The 19983-nt window shown below is 70.3% G+C and carries 15 protein-coding genes; 4 read left to right on the plus strand and 11 right to left on the minus strand.

Going from position 1 to position 19983, the window contains the following annotated elements; genetic code table 11:
• The first annotated feature begins 102 nt into the window (after nucleotides 1-102).
• Nucleotides 103-1020, plus strand: a complete 918-nt coding sequence (locus AB6V31_RS04960) for a DMT family transporter (protein ID WP_081349665.1) — start codon at nucleotides 103-105, stop codon at nucleotides 1018-1020.
• Between the two features lie 96 nt (nucleotides 1021-1116).
• Here the strand turns inward: AB6V31_RS04960 and AB6V31_RS04965 are convergent, their stop codons facing one another.
• The 3 genes from AB6V31_RS04965 to AB6V31_RS04975 form a co-directional block, all read right to left on the minus strand.
• Entirely contained in the window at nucleotides 1117-1677 is a 561-nt protein-coding gene (locus AB6V31_RS04965; protein ID WP_056227302.1) for a YceI family protein, read from the minus strand.
• Between the two features lie 150 nt (nucleotides 1678-1827).
• Nucleotides 1828-2193 carry an FKBP-type peptidyl-prolyl cis-trans isomerase gene (locus tag AB6V31_RS04970; RefSeq protein WP_369364432.1) on the minus strand — a complete coding sequence of 122 codons (366 nt, stop codon included), beginning with the start codon at nucleotides 2191-2193 and terminating at the stop codon, nucleotides 1828-1830.
• Nucleotides 2194-2366: 173 nt separating this feature from the next.
• Nucleotides 2367-3527 carry a PrsW family intramembrane metalloprotease gene (locus AB6V31_RS04975; protein WP_056227299.1) on the minus strand — a complete coding sequence of 387 codons (1161 nt, stop codon included), beginning with the start codon at nucleotides 3525-3527 and terminating at the stop codon, nucleotides 2367-2369.
• 83 nt (nucleotides 3528-3610) lie between these two features.
• On the opposite strand from AB6V31_RS04975, the gene AB6V31_RS04980 reads away from it, so the two are divergent.
• Nucleotides 3611-4477 (plus strand): fumarylacetoacetate hydrolase family protein, encoded by an 867-nt coding sequence (locus tag AB6V31_RS04980; RefSeq protein WP_369364433.1) that lies wholly within the window; start codon nucleotides 3611-3613, stop codon nucleotides 4475-4477.
• A 63-nt stretch (nucleotides 4478-4540) separates the two neighbouring features.
• Here the strand turns inward: AB6V31_RS04980 and AB6V31_RS04985 are convergent, their stop codons facing one another.
• The 4 genes from AB6V31_RS04985 to AB6V31_RS05000 all read right to left on the minus strand — a co-directional run bounded on the left by AB6V31_RS04985 (nucleotide 4541) and on the right by AB6V31_RS05000 (nucleotide 8698).
• Nucleotides 4541-6004, minus strand: a complete 1464-nt coding sequence (locus tag AB6V31_RS04985; protein WP_056227293.1) for an aspartate ammonia-lyase — start codon at nucleotides 6002-6004, stop codon at nucleotides 4541-4543.
• A 190-nt stretch (nucleotides 6005-6194) separates the two neighbouring features.
• Complete coding sequence (locus tag AB6V31_RS04990; RefSeq protein WP_369364435.1) at nucleotides 6195-7100, minus strand: phosphodiesterase; 906 nt, start codon at nucleotides 7098-7100, stop codon at nucleotides 6195-6197.
• Between the two features lie 51 nt (nucleotides 7101-7151).
• A complete protein-coding gene (locus AB6V31_RS04995; protein ID WP_056227286.1) occupies nucleotides 7152-7481 on the minus strand; it encodes a hypothetical protein in 330 nt (109 codons plus the stop codon).
• On the minus strand, nucleotides 7481-8698 hold the full coding sequence (locus AB6V31_RS05000; RefSeq protein WP_056227283.1) for an inorganic phosphate transporter: 1218 nt from the start codon (nucleotides 8696-8698) through the stop codon (nucleotides 7481-7483). The genes AB6V31_RS04995 and AB6V31_RS05000 overlap by 1 nt, the downstream gene beginning before the upstream one ends.
• Before the next feature lie 210 nt (nucleotides 8699-8908).
• On the opposite strand from AB6V31_RS05000, the gene AB6V31_RS05005 reads away from it, so the two are divergent.
• Nucleotides 8909-11023: a S9 family peptidase gene (locus AB6V31_RS05005; RefSeq protein WP_369364437.1), complete on the plus strand. Its 2115-nt coding sequence runs from the start codon at nucleotides 8909-8911 to the stop codon at nucleotides 11021-11023.
• A 256-nt stretch (nucleotides 11024-11279) separates the two neighbouring features.
• On the opposite strand, the gene AB6V31_RS05010 is transcribed toward AB6V31_RS05005, so the two are convergent.
• From AB6V31_RS05010 to AB6V31_RS05025, 4 genes are all read right to left on the minus strand, one after another.
• Nucleotides 11280-11603, minus strand: coding sequence for a hypothetical protein (locus AB6V31_RS05010; RefSeq protein WP_369364439.1), 324 nt, complete (start codon nucleotides 11601-11603; stop codon nucleotides 11280-11282).
• Between the two features lie 729 nt (nucleotides 11604-12332).
• Nucleotides 12333-13361: a 6-phosphofructokinase gene (locus AB6V31_RS05015; protein WP_056227271.1), complete on the minus strand. Its 1029-nt coding sequence runs from the start codon at nucleotides 13359-13361 to the stop codon at nucleotides 12333-12335.
• Nucleotides 13362-13571: 210 nt separating this feature from the next.
• Nucleotides 13572-15731: a DEAD/DEAH box helicase gene (locus AB6V31_RS05020; protein ID WP_056227269.1), complete on the minus strand. Its 2160-nt coding sequence runs from the start codon at nucleotides 15729-15731 to the stop codon at nucleotides 13572-13574.
• Nucleotides 15732-16000: 269 nt separating this feature from the next.
• Complete coding sequence (locus tag AB6V31_RS05025) at nucleotides 16001-18415, minus strand: heavy metal translocating P-type ATPase (RefSeq protein ID WP_369364441.1); 2415 nt, start codon at nucleotides 18413-18415, stop codon at nucleotides 16001-16003.
• 130 nt (nucleotides 18416-18545) lie between these two features.
• Between AB6V31_RS05025 and AB6V31_RS05030 the strand changes: the two genes are divergently transcribed.
• The gene (locus AB6V31_RS05030; RefSeq protein ID WP_369364443.1) at nucleotides 18546-19913 is read left to right on the plus strand and encodes an MFS transporter; all 1368 of its coding nucleotides are present in this window, start codon (nucleotides 18546-18548) and stop codon (nucleotides 19911-19913) included.
• The last annotated feature ends 70 nt before the right edge of the window (nucleotides 19914-19983 follow it).

The raw sequence follows: 19983 nt of genomic DNA on the forward strand, positions 1-19983 counted from the left end.
CCTTCTCGTCGTGCGACCCCGAGCTGCCGATCGTCGGCGGATTCCGGCCGTCGCACTCGGCCGGCCCGCGCGATGTCGCTGGTCGGCCGTAGTGTCGGCTCCGTGGCATCCACCTCCGCTCCCTCGCCCGTCTCGATCGCCGTGCAGTTCGTGCTCACCGGCATCGTGTGGGGCTCGAGCTTCCTCTTCATCGCGATCGCCCTGACCGGCATGACCCCGGCGCAGGTCGCCGGCGGCAGGCTGCTGTTCGGCGCCCTGGCGCTGGCCGCGATCGTGGCGATCCGCCGCGAGCGTCTGCCCCGCGATCGCCGAGTGTGGGGGCACCTGAGCGTGCTGTCGCTGAGTTTCTGCGTGGTTCCGTTCCTGCTGTTCGCGTGGGCGGAGCAGCACGTCTCCTCGGGGCTGGCGAGCATCTTCAACGCGACCACGCCGATCATGACCGCGATCATGGCGTGGGCGGTCTTCCGCGTCGAGAGCCTGAAGCTCGGGCAGCTGATCGGCATCGCCGTGGGCATCGCGGGTGTCGTGGTGATCATCGCGCCGGGCGCCGTGGCCGATGTGGGCGACAGCACGATCGCGCAGGTCGCCCTCCTGGGCGCGACGGCCTGTTACGGCTTCAGCCTCGCGTACATGCGCCGCTTCCTCGGCGACACCGGCCTCTCGGGCATCGCTTTCGCGTTCGGCTACATCGGGCCGGCAGCGGCGTTCATGGTGCTGCTGTCGCCGTTCATCCTGGCCGAGCCGATGCACCTGACCCTGCCGGTCGTCGGGAGCATCGTCGCCCTCGGCGTCCTCGGCACCGGGATCGCCTACGTATGGAATCAGAACACCCTGCGCGCCTGGGGGCCGACCCGCGCCTCGACCGTCACGTACATCACCCCGGTGGTCGGGGTGGCTCTCGGCATCCTGATCCTGGGCGAGCGCATCTCGTGGAACGAGCCCGTGGGCGCGGCGGTGGTGTTCGTGGGCATTCTGCTCGTGCAGCAGCGCATCCGCCTGCGGCGTCACGCTCGCGCCTGAGCGGACCCGCTCCTCCGCCGGCACGACGAAGGCCCCGGATGCCGAGCACCCGGGGCCTTCGAGGAGTTCATGTCCGCAGCGTCAGCTGCGGGGCGATCACGCCTGGAGCGAGAGCTGCAGGTCGAGCTCGATGGTGACGTCCTTGCCGACGAGCACGCCGCCGGTCTCGAGGGCCGCGTTCCAGGTGAGGCCGAAGTCTTCGCGGTTGATGACCGTCTTGGCGGTCGCACCGGCCTTGTAGTTGCCCCACGGGTCGGTGCCGAAGCCGCCGAAGTCGAGGGCGAAGGTCGCGGGCTTGGTGATGCCGCGGATGGTCAGGTCGCCGTCGACGAGAAAGTCGCCGTCCTCGAGGCGGACTCCGGTGGAACGGAAGTCCATCGTCGGGTAGGTCTCGACGTCGAAGAACTCCGCCGAACGGAGGTGCTGGTCGCGACCCTCGTCCTTGGTGTCGACCGAGGTGACGTCGACGGATGCCTCGACGGTGGCCTCGAGGGGGTTCTCGGGAGCGACGATCGTGGCGCTCTTCATGCCGAAGGTGCCGCGCACCTTCGAGATCATCATGTGGCGCACCGAGAAGGTGACCTCGCTGTGCGAGGGGTCGAGCACCCAGGTGCCCGCCTTGTAACCGGGGATGTCGAGGGCGGTGGTGTCAGTCATGTCACTCCTAAAGGTCTGGGGAGCCGTATCGGCGTCCTGCCGGGGTCCAACTCCCATTCACACGAATGTATTCCACGATCGAGGAAAACAACGAACCCGAGGGGGCCGCAGCCCCCTCGGGTTCGTGAACAGACGATGAAGAACGGCTGATCAGCCGACCTTCAGCAGGTCGATGATGAAGATGAGGGTCTTTCCCCCGAGGAAGTGCCCGCCGGCGGGACCGTAGGCCAGGTGCGGCGGGATCACGAGCTCGCGGCGTCCGCCGACCTTCATGCCCGGGATGCCGTCCTGCCAGCCCTGGATCAGGCCGCGGAGGGGGAACTGGATGCTCTCGCCACGACCCCACGAGGAGTCGAACTCTTCACCCGACGCGTACTCGACACCGGCGTAGTGCACGGTGACGGTGTCGCCGGGCTTCGCCTCGTCGCCGTCGCCGACGATGATGTCGCGGATGACGAGGTCGGAGGGGGCGGGGCCGCTGGGAGCGTCGAACTCCGGCTTGGTGCGATCAGTCATGACTCCATCCAAGCACGGACGCGCCGCCCGCGAGCCCCCTGGACAATCCGGCCGGGGAAAGACTCAGCGCCCGGTGCCGCGGCGATGCCTGCGTGTCTACCGGGCGCTGAGTTGGCCTACATCGATGGTGCTCCCGCGCCGCGATGCTGTCAAGACCCCCTCTCCGGCTCCCGTCAGGGGCGGAGCAGCGCCGCGCGGGCGGCGGTCGTGCGCTCGAGCAGGTAGCGCTCCGTGGCGGGGGCGTTCGGGTCGCGTCCCGACAGCGAACGCTGTCTCGCGGCGGCGAGAGCCGTGGCATCCGCGATGAAACCCTTCATCACCGCGGCGCGGTCCCCCGGCAGGGTCCGAGACCACGCCAGGGCCGACCGTCGACCCGGGCCGGTCGCGAGCATGTCGACCTCTTGAGGGGTGAACCACCCCGCCGCGGCGTACTCCCCCAGCCGGGCCCTCGTCAGCCGGGACTCCTCGCGACGCAGAGCCAGGATGCCGAGGATGAACAGCACGAACAGTGGCACCTGCAGCGCGGCGTACACCTCGAAGAAGTCGAAGAAGGTGGCCGAACCGTTCCATAGCGCGTGCAGAACGATCGCGCCCAGCAGGCCCGGGACGCCGTAGCGGAGCGCGGCCCCCGCGCGCAGCCCCTGGCGCGCGGCGAGGCCGAAAGCGAACCCCGTGAGGCTCGTGAACATGACGTGGGCGAACGGCGAGAGCACGGCACGCAGGAAGAACGTGCTCGCGACCTGCGCGGGGCCGCCCTCGAGGTAGCTGATCGCGAAGTACTGCACGTTCTCGGTCAGCGCGAAGCCCGCCCCGATGAGCGCACCGTAGACGATGCCGTCCACCGGACCGTCGAAGGCGCGACGGGCGAAGGCGAAGATCAACAGCACCCCGAGTCCCTTGGCGACCTCTTCGACCAGGGGCGCCTGGATGACGCTGCTCACGGCGCCCGGAAGGGGCCCCGCGGCGAGGGTGATGACGAGATCGACACCCAGAGCGATCGCGACCGAGGCGATCGCACCCCACGCCACCGCGAAGACGAGAAGACGACGGGGCTCGGGTTCCCACCGGTCGATGTAGCGCACGGCGAACCACACGATGACGAAGGGGATGACGGCCAGGACGAGCCCGATGAACGACGCCGCCGTGCCGAGGAACGCGGTGAAGTAGCGCACCAGCAGCGCGAGGAGGGGCACCAGCAGCACGGCGACGATCCACAGCGCCACGCCTCCGCGTCGCGAGCCGGGCGGGGTCGCCGACACCGCCGTCTGGGGAGCCGTCGTGATGCGGGGCGGCTCGGCGGATCCGGGCCGCGACAGCGGCGAGGGGGAGGTCATGCGCACAGCCTAGGGGTGGCGGACGACACGGCATCCGGGGCTTGCAGGCTCCCCCACCGCGCCGAGCCCGGTAGCGTGGAGGCATGCGCTTCGCCCACGTCCGTGCACAGGAGGGGGCGGAAGCCCCCCGTCTCGTCAGCGTCCACGGCGAGGAGTTCTCGTTCGTCGACGAGTTCTTCGCCGGTGCCCCGCACACCCTCGAGCAGCTCATCGCCGGCGGCGACGACCTGCTGGCGCGCGTGCGCGACGCTGCGGCGAGCGCCCCGCGGCATCCCCTCACCGGCATCCGGTACGCGTCCGCGGTGCTCGCTCCGCCCTCGATCCTCGCCGTCGGCCTCAACTACGCCGCGCACTCCGGCGAGCTGGGTCTCAAGACCGACGCCGGTCCGACCGTGTTCGTGCTGTGGCCGAACTCGCTCACCGCGCACGGCGAGACCACGTCGTGGCCGCGCTCGCTCAGCGAGGCCGTCGACTACGAAGCCGAGCTGGGGGTCATCATCGGGCGTCCCGGCCGCGACATCTCCGAGGAGGACGCGCTCGACCACGTCTGGGGCTACACGGTGGTCAACGACGTGACCGCGCGCAACATCCAGTTCTCCGAGGCCCAGTGGTCGCGCTGCAAGTCGTTCGACGGCTTCACCCCCACCGGTCCTTTCGTCGTGACCGCCGACGAGATCCCCGACCCGCAGGACCTGCACATCTGGACCGTCGTCGACGGCCACACGGTGCAGGATGCCAGCACCGGCCAGATGGTGCGCTCGGTCGCGACCCTCATCAACAAGCTGTCGGAGTCGGTGACGCTACTCCCCGGCACCCTCATCTCCACCGGCAGCCCCGGAGGTGCCGGTTACTCGCGCGACCCGCAGATCTTCCTGCGCGACCGCTCGACCGTGACCGTCGGGATCGACGGCATCGGCGAGCTGACCACTCACTGCCGCATCCTCGACTGAGGTCGGCACGCACGACGAAGGGCCGGGACGATCGCGTCCCGGCCCTTCGATGTTCTCGAGGGCTCAGCCCTCGACGACACTGTCTGCCGCGCGCACGATCGGGATCGCGGCCGTCACCGCCTGCAGGCCGGAGAGACGGGCGGGAGAGATCTGCTTCATGACCTCGTCGCGCGTCATGAGTCCGGCCTCGACGACCAGGTCGGCGACGTTGCGGTGCGTCAGCAGCGCGGTCTTGGCGAGGGCCGCCGCGGCGGCGTAGCCGATGAACGGCGTCAGCGCCGTGACGACGCCGACCGACGAGCCCACCATCGCGCCCAGACGCTCGCGGTTGGCCGTGATGCCGTCGACGCAGTTGACGCGGAGCGTCCACATCGCCTGGCGCATCCACGTGATCGACTGGTAGATCGAGTGCGCGATGACCGGCTCGAAGGCGTTGAGCTGGAGCTGACCGCTCTCGACGGCCATCGTCACGGTCATGTCGGCGCCGACCACCGAGAATGCGACCTGGTTCACCACCTCGGGGATGACGGGGTTCACTTTGCCCGGCATGATGCTCGAACCCGCCTGGCGCGCGGGGAGGTTGATCTCGCCGAGGCCCGCCTGGGGGCCGCTCGACAGCAGACGAAGGTCGTTGCAGATCTTCGACAGCTTGACGGCGTTGCGCTTGAGCGACGACGAGAACGACATGAAGGCGCCGGTGTCGCTCGTCGACTCGACGAGGTCGGTCGCCGTCTCGAGATCCAGGCCGGTGATCTGGCGCAGGTGCCTGAGCACCGCTCCCCCGTAGCCGGCGTGGGCGGTGATACCGGTGCCGATGGCGGTCGCGCCCATGTTGATCTCGTAGAGCAGGTACGCGTTCTCGGTGAGGCGGTTGTAGTCCTCGCCGAGCGTCGTCGCGAAACCGTGGAACTCCTGACCGAGAGTCATCGGCACGGCATCCTGCAGCTGCGTACGCCCGACCTTGAGGACGTCATGGAACTCTTCCGACTTCGACAGGAACGACTGACGCAGGAGCTTGAGCTCTTCGAGCAGGCTCTGGAGGGTGAGCGCGAGCCCGATCTTGATCGCGGTCGGGTAGACGTCGTTCGTGGACTGGCTGCGGTTGGTGTCGTCGATCGGCGACAGGAAGGCGTAGTCGCCCTTCTCGCGCCCGGCCATCTCGAGGGCGATGTTGGTGATGACCTCGTTGGCGTTCATGTTGGTCGAGGTACCGGCACCGCCCTGGATGACGCCGACGGTGAACTCGTCGTGGAATTCGCCGTCGATCACGCGCTGGGCGGCGCGATCGATGAGGTCGGCCTTCTCGTGGTCGAGCACGCCGATCTCGCGGTTGGCCCGGGCCGAGGCCTGCTTGACCATCGCCAGGGCCCGCACGAGGTCGGGGTACACCGAGATGGGTCGCTTCGCGATCGGGAAGTTCTCGAGCGCTCTGGCGGTGTGGATTCCCCAGTACGCGTCGGCGGGGATCTCGAGGGATCCGAGGGAGTCGGTCTCGGTACGGGTGCGCGTCATTGCGTCCAAAGCCATGTGGGGGTCCTCGTGGGTGTCATGGTGAAGAGGGATGCCACGAGCCTAACGAGCGGGACAGTGAGGGCCGGTGGACACGGCGGCCGGTCGCCTCATCCGCACCATCCGCCACGTCTATTGCCGGTGGTCGAGGAATTGTCGATGCCCGACGGATTGCCGCCGAGCGGTCGTCCGAGTCGGCCGTGACCGGTCATGACGAGCGCTTGCGCGAGAACGCCTCGAGGCGTTCCTCGGGGGTGAGCTGCGCCATGCGCGCCGTCCACTCGGGGGTGAAGAAGCCCGAGGCCTCGTCGTCGACCACCGGGACGACGGCGTGCGTGATCGTGTCGTCCCAGACGTGGACCAGGTGGAAGGAGCGTCCGGCATCCATCCCGTTGACCTCGTCGGCGGGGCGCGCGAGATCCATCGTGTAGCAGGAGGCCGAGGTCACGCTCACCGGCACCCCGGCGAAGGTACCGGAGGTCGAGTAGTGCAGGTGACCGGCGAGGATCGCCCGCACGTCGCTCCCCGCGATGGCCGCCGCGAGACCCTGCTGATCGCGCAGCTCGAGGATGTCGAAGAACGGGATGTGCGACGGCAGCGGCGGATGGTGCAGCGCCAGGATCGTGCCGAGCGGTGCCGGGGTCGACAGTTCGGCGCGCAGCCAGTCGAGCTGCGCCGCGTCGAGGTCGCCGTGGTGCCACCCGGGCACCGTGGAGTCGAGCGCGATGAGGCGCAGCCCTCCGAGGTCCCACACGCCGGTCACCGGCTCCTGCGTCGGCTCGCCGTCGAAGAGACCTTCGCGCAGGGCCGGGCGCTCATCGTGGTTGCCCGCGACCCACACCACGGGGGCCCCCAGGCGCTCCGCCCACGGCTCGACCTCGGCGCGCAGCACCCGATAGGCCTCGGGCTCGCCCAGGTCGGTCAAGTCGCCGGTGAACACCACGGCATCCGGTCTGACCCCCGTCGCCTCGGCGGCCTCGAGCGTGCGCCGCAGGTGGCGCGCGGTGTCGTAGCGATCGCCGAGCAGGCGGTCGCCGGCCAGCAGATGCGTGTCGCTGAGGTGGAGGATCACGCGCGCGGCGGGCGCGTGCTGACCGAACTGCACGGATGCCATGTCCTCAGCCTAAGAGGGGCCTCCGACATCCGCCGCCGCGGCGTCGGCCGCTCAGTGGTTGAACAGGATGAGCAGCAGCGCACCCAGCACGGCGGCGGCGCACACCGCGAAGCACGCGTAGGCGCCCACGAGCGCCAGCCGCTTCTGCCCGTCGCTGAGCGGGTTCTTCTGCGCGGCCTTCACCACCGCCTTCTCGGCGCGGCGTTTCTGCTTGTCGGAGAGCACGGTGATGGCATCCGTGAACTCCGCCGGAGAGACCAGGGGCGGACGCCCGCCGGTCACGAGCAGGCGCAGACCCAGCGAGTAGAACGTCACGACGATCGAGGCGCCCACGATGGCCGCGACGAAGACCTGGAGGAAGGCTTCCCAGTTGATCAGCATCAGGCGTCCTTTCCGGCCTTGTCGCGCTCGAGACGGCGCTGGCGACGCGTCGGGCCGGGCTTGCGCGGCACCTTGACCGCGGCGCCGGAGTCGGCGACCTCGCTCATCGCGTTGGCCGAGGTGACCGAGTCGCGACGCGAGCGCAGGAACAGGCCGAGGATGATGACGACGGCGATCACCGCGTCGACGGCCACGCCCCAGCCGCCCAGCCAGACGACGATGAGGGCCGCGGCGGCGCCGACGGCACCGGCGGCGGGGAGCGTCAGCACCCAGCCGATCATGATGCGACCGACGGTGTTCCACCGCACGGTCGATCCGCGGCGGCCGAGGCCCGAGCCGATGACGGATCCGGATGCCACCTGGGTGGTCGAGAGTGCGAAGCCCAGGGCGCTGGAGGCGAGGATCGTCGCCGCGGTCGAGGTCTCGGCCGAGAAGCCCTGCGCGGGCTTCACGTCGGTCAGGCCCTTGCCGAGGGTGCGGATGATGCGCCAGCCGCCCATGTAGGTGCCGAGGGCGATCGTCAGGGCGCACGCGAAGACGACCCAGAGCTGCGGGTCGGGGTTGGCCGAGGACTGCCAGCCGACCGTGATGAGGGCGAGGGTGATGACGCCCATGGTCTTCTGCGCGTCGTTCGTGCCGTGCGCCAGCGCGACCAGCGACGAGGTGAAGATCTGGCCCCAGCGGAAGCCGTCGCGGCCGTCGGCCTTCATGTCGTAGCGGCGGGTGACGCCGTAGGCGATCTTCGTCACGACGAAGGCGATGATCCCCGCCGTGAGCGGCGCGATGAGCGCCGGGAGGATGACCTTGCTCAGCACCACCCCGGTGTCGATCGCCGACGCGCCGACGCCCACGAGGGTCGCGCCGATCAGGCCGCCGAAGAGGGCGTGCGACGAGCTCGACGGCAGGCCGAGCAGCCACGTGAGCATGTTCCACGTGATTGCGCCGATGAGGCCCGCGAAGATGATGGGCGGGAAGATGTCGGGACTGAGCTGCTCCTCGCGGATCATGCCGCCCGAGATCGTCTTGGCCACCTCGGTCGACAGGAACGCCCCGACCAGGTTGAGGCTGGCCGCCAACAGGACCGCGACCTTCGGCTTCAGCGCACCCGTCGCGATGGGCGTGGCCATCGCGTTCGCGGTGTCGTGGAATCCGTTGGTGAAATCGAAGAACAGTGCCAGCGCGATGACCAGCACGATGATGAGGGCTGCGCTCTCCACCGTTCGCTTTCCGTGAGAAGGAAGAAGGGATGCCGACGGGATCGGCGCGACGAACGAAGAGTTCACCTGGAGTTCGACACCTGTTCATCGGTGTCGCCTCGACATCATTTCACCGAGGGGCGCGGCGGTCAAACTTGCCCGGCGGCCGGGGCACGGCATCCCGTGTCTTCTCTGCGGACCGATGGCTCAGGGGCGCACTACCGTGGAACGGTGACCGATCTCGACCCGAAGCCCACCCCACCCGTTGCCGACCGCCGCCCCGTCGCGCGCACGCATCACGGGGACACCTTCGACGACCCGTACGAATGGCTGCGCGCGAAGGACGACGCCGAGGTGATCGCGCACCTCGAGGCCGAGAACGCGTACACCGCAGAGCGCACCGCTCACCTCGGGCCGCTGCGCGACGCGATCTTCGGCGAGATCAAGGGGCGAACGCTCGAGACCGACCTGTCGGTGCCCGCCCGTCGCGGCGACTGGTGGTACTACGGTCGCACGGTCGCCGGCGCGCAGTACGGCATCCAGTGCCGCGCCCCCCTCGAGTCCCCCGACGACTGGACCCCGCCCACCCTCTCGCCCGGCTCCCCCGTGCCCGGCGAGCAGGTGCTGTTCGACGGCAATGTCGAGGCCGAGGGCACCGACTTCTTCTCGCTCGGGAGCTTCGAGATCTCGAACGACGGCACGCGCATGCTCTACGGCATCGATGTCGCCGGCGACGAGCGCTACACCGTGCGCCTGCGCGACCTCACCACCGGCGCGACGCTCGCCGACGAGATCCCGGGGACCTTCTCGGGGGCGACGTTCTCTCCCGACGGGCGCTTCATCGTCTACACCACGGTGGATGACGCCTGGCGCCCCGACACCGTGTGGCTGCACGAGATCGGCACGCCCGTCGACGACGACGTGAAGCTCTTCCACGAGCCCGACGACCGCTATTGGGTCGGCGCCGACTTCACGCGCAGCGATCGGTACCTGATGATCGAGATGGGCTCGTCGATCACGAGCGAGGAGTGGATCCTCGACGCCGACGACCTCCGCGGTGAGCCCCGCGTGGTGTGGCCGCGGCGCGAGGGCGTCGAGTACTCCTCCTCGCACGCCGTCGTCGACGGCGAGGACGTGCTCTACGTCCTGCACAACGACGGCGCGCTCGACTTCGAGCTCGTCCGGGTGTCGGCATCCGATCCCCAGGGCGCCCGCGAGACCGTGATCGCCCATCACCCCGGCCACCGTCTGCTGGGCGTCGACACGTTCCGAGACTGGGGCGTGGTCGGCTACCGCCGCGACGGCCTCGCCCGCCTCGGCTTGCTGTCGTACGCCGACGGCGCCGTGACCGAGATCGCGTTCGACGAGCCGCTCTACAGCGTCGGCACGGGTGGCAATCCCGAGTACGCTCCCCCGGTGCTGCGCCTGGGCTACGGCTCGTTCGTCACCCCCAGCACCGTGTACGACTACGTCGTCGAGACCGGCGAACTGCTGCTGCGCAAGCGCCAGCCCGTGCTGGGCGGCTTCGACCCCGTCGACTACGGCCAGGCGCGCGTCTGGGCTCCCGCCGACGACGGCACGCAGGTTCCGGTGTCGCTCGTGTGGAAGCGCTCGTTCGGCGAGCCTGGCGATGCCCCTCGCCCCGTGCACCTGTACGGCTACGGCTCGTACGAGCACTCGATCGAGCCCGGGTTCTCGGTCGCCCGCCTGTCGCTGCTCGACCGCGGCGTCGTCTTCGCCGTCGCGCACGTGCGCGGGGGCGGCGAGATGGGCCGGCAGTGGTACGAAGACGGCAAGATGCGCGCGAAGCGCAACACCTTCACCGACTTCGTCGCCGCGGCACGGCACCTCGTCGACAGCGGCTACACCACCCCCGACCGCATGGTCGCCGAGGGCGGCAGCGCGGGCGGCCTGCTCATGGGCGCCGTGGCCAACCTCGCACCCGAGCTGTTCGCCGGCATCCTGGCCGACGTGCCGTTCGTCGACGCCCTGACAACGATCCTCGACCCCTCGCTGCCGCTCACGGTGATCGAGTGGGACGAATGGGGCGACCCCCTGCACGACGCCGACGTCTACGCCTACATGAAGTCGTACTCCCCGTACGAGAACGTGCGCGAGGGTGTCGAGTATCCCCGCATCCTCGCGGTCACCTCGCTCAACGACACCCGCGTGCTGTACGTCGAGCCCGCGAAGTGGGTCGCCCGCCTGCGCGAGGTCGGCGCCGACGCGATGCTGAAGTGCGAGATGATCGCCGGCCACGGCGGCGTGAGCGGTCGCTACAACGCCTGGCGCGAGCGCGCCTTCGAGCTCGCGTGGCTCCTCGACGTGCTCGGCCTCACCGACTGACCCGCGCGCGCCGCTCTCGAACGCCCCGTCGCGTCGCGCGGCGGGGCGTTCGGCGCATGTGGGGGCGTTCGCAATCGCTCCGTTGCCGACCCATGTCCCGATTTGTGCAGACCGTGTCCCACTTTTCGCTGTCTGCACATCGCGCAGGCGACCTTTTTCGGGACATGGGTCAGCGCGCATCCGCTCACAGCCCCGGCCGCCAACCGGCTCTGATGAGCGCCTCGCGGGCGAGGACGACGGCCGAGGCTCCTCCATCTCAAGGGTGATGGTTCAGCACGCGCACGTGATCCCACCCCGCCGCCCGGATGGCGGTCCACCGGTCGGCATCTCGGGCGAACTGTCGCTCGTCCTCGGCGTAGACGCGTCCGTCGTACTCGACGGCGACCATCCATCGAGGGAAGGCGAGGTCGATCTCCGCGACGAACATGCCCCGCGAGTCGAAGATGTCGGCGTTGACCTCGAGCGCCGGGAGCCCGTTCCGGGCCAGCAGAAGTCGCAGACGTGTCTCTCTCGGTGACCGGACGCCGGGTCGGGCGAGGTCGACCGCCGCACGCAGGACACCGCCTCGAACGTCGCCCATCTCTCTGACCTCAGACCGCAGCTGCACTGCGTCGGCCATCGGCGTCCGCCCGCTCAGGAGCGCATCGGCCGCAGCGACCAGGTCATCAAGAGGCCAGAGCCGCCCGCACTATCTCCACGCCCGGACGGGGTGCTCGACCGGCAGGTCGAGCAGGCCGGCCGAGAACGCCGGTGCGCGCGCTTGCAGACGGCCGACGACTCCTTGCGTCCGCGGCTCCCTCGCCGGTCGGTGCGCGGAAACATGGATCCGCGGCACGTACGGCCACTCCGGAGTGCATACTCCCCGCAGAGCAAGCGCCGTCTCGTGGCTGAAGAACTGCCAGGGCATCAGGCGCGGCGCGTACACGAGGCACTGCTGGATCAGAGACGAGGTCGGAGCGGTCGTCGACGATCGGATGCCATGGAACGGCGAATCCAAATCTGCGGCGCGCAACCGAGCACGCGTCACCCCCAGCTCACCGGCGGCGCCGACGGAGAAGTGCTCGGGAAGCTGGTCAGGCAGAGGTCGAGGACGCGGCATCCCTCAGCTTCTCGCCTCTGCCAGCCCCATCCACGGTTGTCCACAGGCCACCGCGCGAGAAGCCGGGCCGATGCCGCGACCATGTCCCAATTTCGGCTGCCTGGAAGGCACCTAGGCAACCAAAAGTGGGACATGGCTCAACACAAACGGGGACATGGTCCGGGCCCCGCCCCGCACACGGCAGGAGGGGGCGTCGCACCAGCAGCAGGCTCAGCCGAACAGCGCGGCGGCCTCCTCGTAGCGATACAGCGGGACGCTGTTGAGCTCGCCGAGGGCGTCGGCGAAGGGGACGCGCACGATGTCGGTGCCGCGCATCGCGACCATCTGGCCCCACGCGCCCTCGTGCAGCGCGTCGGCGGCGTGCAGGCCCAGGCGCGTCGCGAGTACGCGGTCGAAGGCCGACGGCGAACCGCCGCGCTGGATGTGGCCGAGCACGGTCGAGCGGGTCTCGATGCCGGTGAGGCGCTCGATCTCGGGCGCCAGCAGCTCGCCGATGCCGCCGAGGCGGGGACGGTTGAAGGCGTCGAGGCCCTTGTCGCTGAACGCCTCATCCATGCCCGTGAGCTTGAACCCCTCCGAGACGACGACCAGGGGCGCGCGGCCGCGGTCGTGAGCGCGGGTGACCTGCTCGACGATCTCGTCGATCGACATCGGCACCTCGGGGATGCAGATCACGTGCGCGCCCGCGGCGATGCCGGCGTGCAGGGCGATCCAGCCGACGTGACGGCCCATGACCTCGGCCACCATGCAGCGCTGGTGCGAGTCACCGGTGGTGCGCAGGCGGTCCATGGCATCCGTCGCGATGTTCACGGCGGTGTCGAAACCGAACGAGTAGTCGGTCGCGCGGAGGTCGTTGTCGATCGTCTTGGGCACACCGAGGACGTTGATGCCGTCCTTCGACAGGCGGTCGGCCGCGGCCAGCGTGCCCTCGCCGCCGATGGCCAGGATGCCGTCGAGCCGGTGTCCGTACATCGTCTTGGAGATGTTTTCGGCGCCGCCGCGCGCCCCCTCGTAGGGGTTGGTGCGGCTCGTGCCGAGGATGGTGCCGCCGACCTTGGACAGGCCCTTCACCTCGTGACGCGTGAGCGGGAAGAAGTCGCCGTCGACGACGCCGCGCCACCCGTCGCGGATGCCGACGAATTCGATGTCGTAGTTGGTCGTGCCCTTGAGCACGACGCCACGGATGACCGCGTTCAGCCCGGGGCAGTCGCCGCCGCTGGTCAGGATGCCGATCTTCATGGGCAGAGTCCTCTGGTGCTGTGATTCGGGTGAAGGGGTCGGCGCCGTTGCCGTCTTCGACCTTATCGCCGCGGGCGGGACCGCTGCCACACGGTGACGGAGGGGCGCCGGATGCCGGGACCCCCGCGACCCCGCCGAGGGGCGAGCTCCTTCCCGGGAACGCAGGAACGCCCCGGCGCCGAAGCGACCGGGGCGTTCGTTCGGCGAGGATCAGGCCTTGCCGAGCGCCTGACGCAGCAGGTGCATGAGCGCCGACAGCTGCACCGAGTCGCTGGAGCCGGGCTCGATGGCCTGGCCGTCGAGGGCGCGAGCGGCGAGCCCTTCCTTCGAGTCGATGAGCTCCGCGATCTTCGTGTCGATCGTATGCGCGGCGATGATACGCCACGCGGTCACGGGTTCGCCCTGACCGATGCGGTGCACGCGGTCGATGGCCTGGGTCTGCTCCGCGGCGGTCCACGACAGCTCGGCGAGCACGACATTCGAGGCGGCCTGCATGTTGAGGCCGACGCCGGCGGCGGTGAGCGAACACACCGCGATTCCCACGTCGGGGTCGCTGTTGAACGCGTCGATCGCGGCCTGGCGCGCGGTGGAGGTCTGCTCACCGCGGACCGACACCGACTTGAGCCCGGATGCCTTGAAGTGGGCTTCCGCCGCATCCATGACGTCGATGTGCTTGGCGAAGAACACGACCTTGCCGACCGAGCGCTGCAGCTGCACGGCGTAGTCGGCGGCGAGGTGCGCCTTGGCCTGGCCGATGCGGCGGACCATCGTGAAGACGTTCTCGTTCCCCGAGCCCGCGGCCTTGGACTCCTCGAGCTCGCCGTGGGCGACGAGGCGAACGATGTCCTCGTCGATCTCTCCGGCGGCGAGACCGCGGTCCCCGCGCGCCTCGATGATCCGGTGGTATTTCGCCGCGAGGCGGGCGCCGAGCTCGCGTTCGGCCTGACGGATGGATCGCCCGAACTCGTCGTCCAATTCGACCGGGAGGTCGGCGACGAGCTTGTCGGGGAGGTCGGCGGCGACGTCCTTCTTCTTGCGTCGGACGATGCCCATCGAGATGACGGCCTCGCGCGCCTCGGGGTAGAACGCCTTGTCCGCGGGGGTCAGGCCGGTGGCATCCAGCTTCTCCATCAGCTCGGGACCGGGCTTCTCGCCGTTGGTCCAGCCGAGGAAGCGCCAGATCGCGTCGAAGTCCTCGACGTCGTTGATCAGCGGGGTGCCCGTGAGCGCCAGCATGAGCGGGTCGCGGGTCTGCTGACGGACGCGGGATGCCAGGGCCAGCACGTTCTGCGAGCGCTGCGACGTGAGGTTCTTGATGAAGTGCGCCTCGTCGACCACGACGCCCTTGAGGCCGATCGACGACAGCCATGACAGGTGCCGGTCGAGGATCTCGTAGTTGACGATGAAGACGTCGGCGAAGGCGTCGATGTCGGCGCCACCGCCCGAGATGACGGTCGCGCGGCGCTGCGGCGTCCACCGCTGCACCTCGCGGGCCCAGTTCATCTTGACGACGTTCGGCACGACGACCAGCAGCGGATACGCGTCGGCGACGGATGCCGCGAGCACCGACTCGGCGGTCTTGCCCAGGCCCGGCTCGTCGGCGAGGAGGAACGAGCGGTGACCGGTGCGCACGGCCTCGAGGAAGCGCGACTGGTGCGGCATGACCTCGAGCCCGCGCGGCGAGAGCCGGTCGAACTCGGGGACGGGCGGCAGCTCCATGCTGGCCGCCGATCCTCCGGCGCCGGTCTCGAACGCCTTGTACAGCGGGCCCATGAGTTCCCAGCCGTCGAGGCGGCGACGCGGGGCGTCTCCGCTCGCGCGCGGCGTGAGATCGGGGGCGAGGAAGGGGTTGGACATCTGGCGCGCCTCGATCGAGGCGGGGACGACCTGCTTCTCGGCCAGCGCCGCCGGCACCACGGGGGCGATCTTGGGCGTGTTGTCGGTGATGATGAGCTCGTCGGGCGGGAGCTCGGCCCCGGACTCCAGCAGCCAGTCGCGGCGCATGCGGCGGGCGACAGGAGATGTGGCCTGGTCGACCTCGAGCAGCTGGATGAGCGAGGTGTCGCGCGCGGCGGTCTTGGCGAGGATCGTGGCGACCCCGTCGAGGCGCTTGAGCAGCTCGGCGCGCGCGGCGTCGGTGATCTCGGTGTCGGCCTTGACCCGGGCGCGCTCCTCGCGCACGAGGAACGCGATCACCTGGAACTTGACGCGATTGGTGGGCCCGAGCTTTCCGCGCTGCGCCTTCGCCTCGATCTCGCGCACCTTGCGGGCGAGAATCGGGATGACGGGTGCTTCGTCGTCTCGTCGGGATGACGTGGTCTTCCTGCGTCGTTGGCTCGAGCCTCGGGACGCGGTTGCCGTAGTCGGCATGCTCCTCCTGAGCGTGTCGTCCGGATGACAATCCGGAGCGTCCGGCGAATGCCGGTGGATCAGTGACCCCGGGAGTTCGTCGCTCGAACCGCCGCCGAAGAAGCGGTGTCGGCGACCCGCAACGCGTCTACGCCGGAACGGCTCGCGATGACAGCGGAAGTCGGGATCGTCACCATTCTAGCGTCCGCGAGCCGCATTCCGCGTGAGGGGTCGGAATTTCTCGCCGCGCGGGCCGCGAAACGACGCTCCGCGGCCCTCCCGCGTGGGGGTCAGACCGCGCGTCGCAGGCGCAGGCTGTTGAGGACGACGAAGACGCTCGAGAACGCCATCGCGGCCCCCGCCAGCATCGGGTTCAGAAGTCCCAGCGCCGCCAGCGGCAGGGCGGCGACGTTGTACGCGAAGGCCCAGAACAGGTTGCCGCGGATGACGCGCATCGTGCGCCGGCTGAGCGCCAGGGCGGTGACGATGCCCCGCGGGTCGTCGCGCATGAGCGCCACGTCGCTCGCGTGCAGCGCGGCATCGGTCCCTCCGCCCATCGCGATGCCCAGATCAGCGGATGCCAGAGCGGCGGCGTCGTTGACCCCGTCGCCGACCATCGCGACGGTGCGCCCCTCGGCGCGGAGCGCCCGGATCGTCTCGACCTTGCCCTCGGGGAGGACGCCGGCTCGCACGCGGTCGATTCCGAGGTCGGCGGCGACCGCCCGAGCGACGTGCTCGTTGTCGCCGGTGAGCAGGATCGGCTCGAGACCCATCGCCTTCAGCTCGGCGACGGTCTCCGCGCTCTCGGCCCGGACGGTGTCGGCCACCTCGATCACGATCCGTGCACGCAGGGCGCCGTCGGTGTCGGCCCACCCGGCCACGACGACGGTGCCGCGCTGCTCCCCCGCCGCCACGGCGTCCGCCAGAGCGACCGGCAGTTCGGCGCCGAAATCGGCGGCCAGGGCCGGACGCCCCGCGAACACGCGAACGCCGTCGACGGTCCCCGTGAAGCCGCGGCCGGGCAGGGCCTCGAGGGCGGTGGCGACGGGCCCGTCCCCCGCGGCGGCGACGATGGCGTGGGCGACGGGGTGCTCGGAGCCGCGCTCGACGGCGGCGACGCGCTCGAGGGCGTCAGCGGCATCCTGGGCATCGACGGTCGTGACCTGCGTGACGCTCATCCGGCCCGAGGTGAGGGTCCCGGTCTTGTCGAGCACGATCGTGTCAATGCGCTCGGCCGACTCCAGGGCCGCGGGTCCCGTCACGAGGATCCCGAGCTGCGCTCCGCGGCCGGTGCCGACGAGGATCGCGATGGGGGTGGCGAGGCCGAGCGCGCAGGGGCACGCGATGATGAGCACCGCGACGGCCGCAGTGAAGCCGGCGGCCACGGGTTGCCCCGCCAGCAGCCAGGCGACGAGGGTCGCGACGGCCAGGACGATCACGACCGGGACGAAGACGCCCGAGATGCGATCGGCGAGACGCTGGACGCGGCTCTTGCCGAGCTGCGCGTCTTCGACCAGGCGCGCGATGCGGGCCAGGCGGGTCTGCTCGCCCACGCCGGTCGCGCGCACCAGCAGGCGCCCACCCGTGGCGATCGTGCCGCCGGTGAGGATCGATCCGGGACCGACGTCGACCGGAACCGCCTCGCCGGTGAGCATGCTCTCATCCACCGAGGCTGTGCCCTCGAGGACCTCGCCGTCGGTGGCGACGGTCGCTCCCGGCCGGACGACGAACACGTCGCCCACGGCGAGGCGATCGACGTCGATGCGGCTCCCGTCCGCGAGCTCGGCCTCGCGGGCGCCGAGGTCGAGCAGGGAACGCAGGGCTGCTCCCGCGCGGCGAGTGGAACGCTGCTCGATCACGCGGCCGAGCAGCAGGAACACCGTCACCGCCGCCGCGACCTCGAAGTAGACGACGGAGCTCGCGTCGTGCACGGGGCCGAACAGGGCGACCTCGTGCCGGATGCCGATCCGCCCGGCCGTCCCGAACACGAGGGCCCACACGCTCCACAGATAGGCGGCGAAGGTGCCCAGGGTGATCAGGGTGTCCATGGTCGCCGCGCCGTGGCGGGCATTGCGCAGCGTCGCGCGGTGGAACGGCCATCCGCCCCAGAGCACGATCGGCGTCGCGAGCACGAGCGAGACCCACTGCCAGCCGGGGAACTGCCACGCCGGGATCATGCCGAGGGCCACGACGGGGGCGGCCAACGCGAGCGACACCCACAGCCGCACGCGCAGCGGGGTGGAGCCCGGGGCGTCGGCGGTGTCGTGGACGTGGCCCCCGTGGTCGGAGACCTCGTGGTCGGAGGCCCCGTCGAGGGCGTGGCCGGTGGTGGCGTCGATGGCGCCGCCGGGAGCGGGAACCGCGACGGGATGCGGCGCGGGGGTGCCGGCATCCGGTCGCTCCTCCGTCGGAAGCGAAAGCAGGAGGGATGCCGCGGCCCCTGCGGTCGTGTCGCGAGACGAGGAGCGCGGACGCACGGTGGCGTCGTAGCCGGCGGAGCGCACGGCGGCGACGAGAGTCGCGGGGTCGAGGTCGGCCGGGTACCGGACCCGCGCGGTCTCGGTCGCGAGGTTGACCGCGGCCTCGACCCCGTCGACGCGGCCGAGCCGCTTCTCGACCCGGGCGACGCAGCTGGCGCAGGTCATGCCCTCGATGTCGAGCACGGCTTCGGCGGTCGACGTCGGGGAATCGGTGTTGTCGCGCATGGCTTCTCCTCCGGTCACTCCTTCCAGAACACGATACCCCCTGGGGGTATTCCGCGGGCGTGTCCCCCGACACCGGCGGAGATGCTGTCCACCCCGCGCGCGTGATCAGCGGGAACCGTACGCTGGGGCCATGGCCGAGACGATGACACGCGAGCAGCGGGTCGTCCTGTCGATCGCCGTCCTGGCCTCGTTCGTGTCGTTCCTCGACGGGACGGTGGTCAACGTCGCCCTCCCCGCGATCGCGGGCGAACTCGGTGGCGGACTGTCGACGCAGCAATGGGTCGTCGACGCCTACCTGGTGACCCTCGGCGCCTTCATCCTGGTCGCGGGATCACTGAGCGACGTCCTCGGACGCATCGTGGTGCTGCGGATCGGCCTGATCGGTTTCGGGCTCACGTCGGTGGCGATCGCCGCCGCCCCCACCGCCGAGTTCCTCATCGTCGCCCGCGCGTTGCAGGGCATCGCCGGCGCCCTCCTCGTCCCGAGCTCGCTGGCCCTGATCACCTCGACGTTCCGCGGGCCCGCGCAGGCCCGCGCGATCGGCATCTGGACCGGAGCGACGACCGTCGCCATGATCGCCGGGCCCCTCATCGGCGGCATCTTCGTCGACACGCTGTCGTGGCGCCTGGTGTTCCTGGTGAACGTGCTGCCCATCGCGGTGACCATGTGGTTGCTCGCCCGTCTCGGTCACCGCGATCATCGTCGGCCCGGGGCCCGCGTCGACGTCCTCGGCGCGGTCCTGTGCGCTCTCGGCCTCGGCGGCATCGTCTTCGCCCTCATCGAGCAGCCGAACCTCGGCTGGACGTCCCCCGTCATCTGGCTCCCCGGGGTCGTCGGCATCCTGTCGTTCGCGGGGTTCCTCCTGCGTCAGCGCACGGGGCGCGACCCGCTGATGCCGCTCGATCTCTTCCGCTCGCGCAACTTCTGGGCGGGCAATCTCGCGACCGTCTTCGTCTACGCCGCGCTGTCGCTCAACGGCTTCGTGGTGAGCGTGTACCTGCAGCAGGGCGCGGGGCTGCCCGCCACCCTCGCCGGGCTTGCGTCGCTGCCGAGCACGGTGCTGATGATCCTGCTGAGCTCGCGGATGGGCGCCCTCGCGGGGCGCTTCGGCCCGCGCCTGTTCATGACGCTCGGGCCGATCGTGATGGCGGCCGGGGCGCTGCTGCTGTTGAACGTCAGCGGAGACTTCGACTACTGGACGCAGATCCTGCCCGGCGTCGTCGTGTGGGGCCTGGGGCTCACCGCCACCGTCTCACCGCTCACCGCGGCCGTGCTCGGCGCCATCGACACCGAGCGCTCCGGCATCGCCTCGGCCGTCAACAACGCCGTCTCTCGCGTCGCGGGGCTCCTGGCGATCGCGGCCGTCTCAGCGGTCGTGGGCGGCTCGCTCGACCTCGGCGGCTTCCACCGCGCGGCCGTCTTCACCGCCGCGCTGATGCTGCTCGGGGCCGCGGCGTCGTTCCTCGGCATCCGGAATCACCTGTCGCGGCCGGACTGACGCGGGCGCGGCGGGGTGTTCCGGGGCCGCTCGGGCGCGGTGCGGAAACACCCCGCAACCGTCGTTCGCA

Origin of the sequence: Microbacterium sp. 16-032 (assembly GCF_041079455.1) — a bacterium.
Classification (GTDB): Bacteria; Actinomycetota; Actinomycetes; order Actinomycetales; family Microbacteriaceae; genus Microbacterium; species Microbacterium testaceum_A.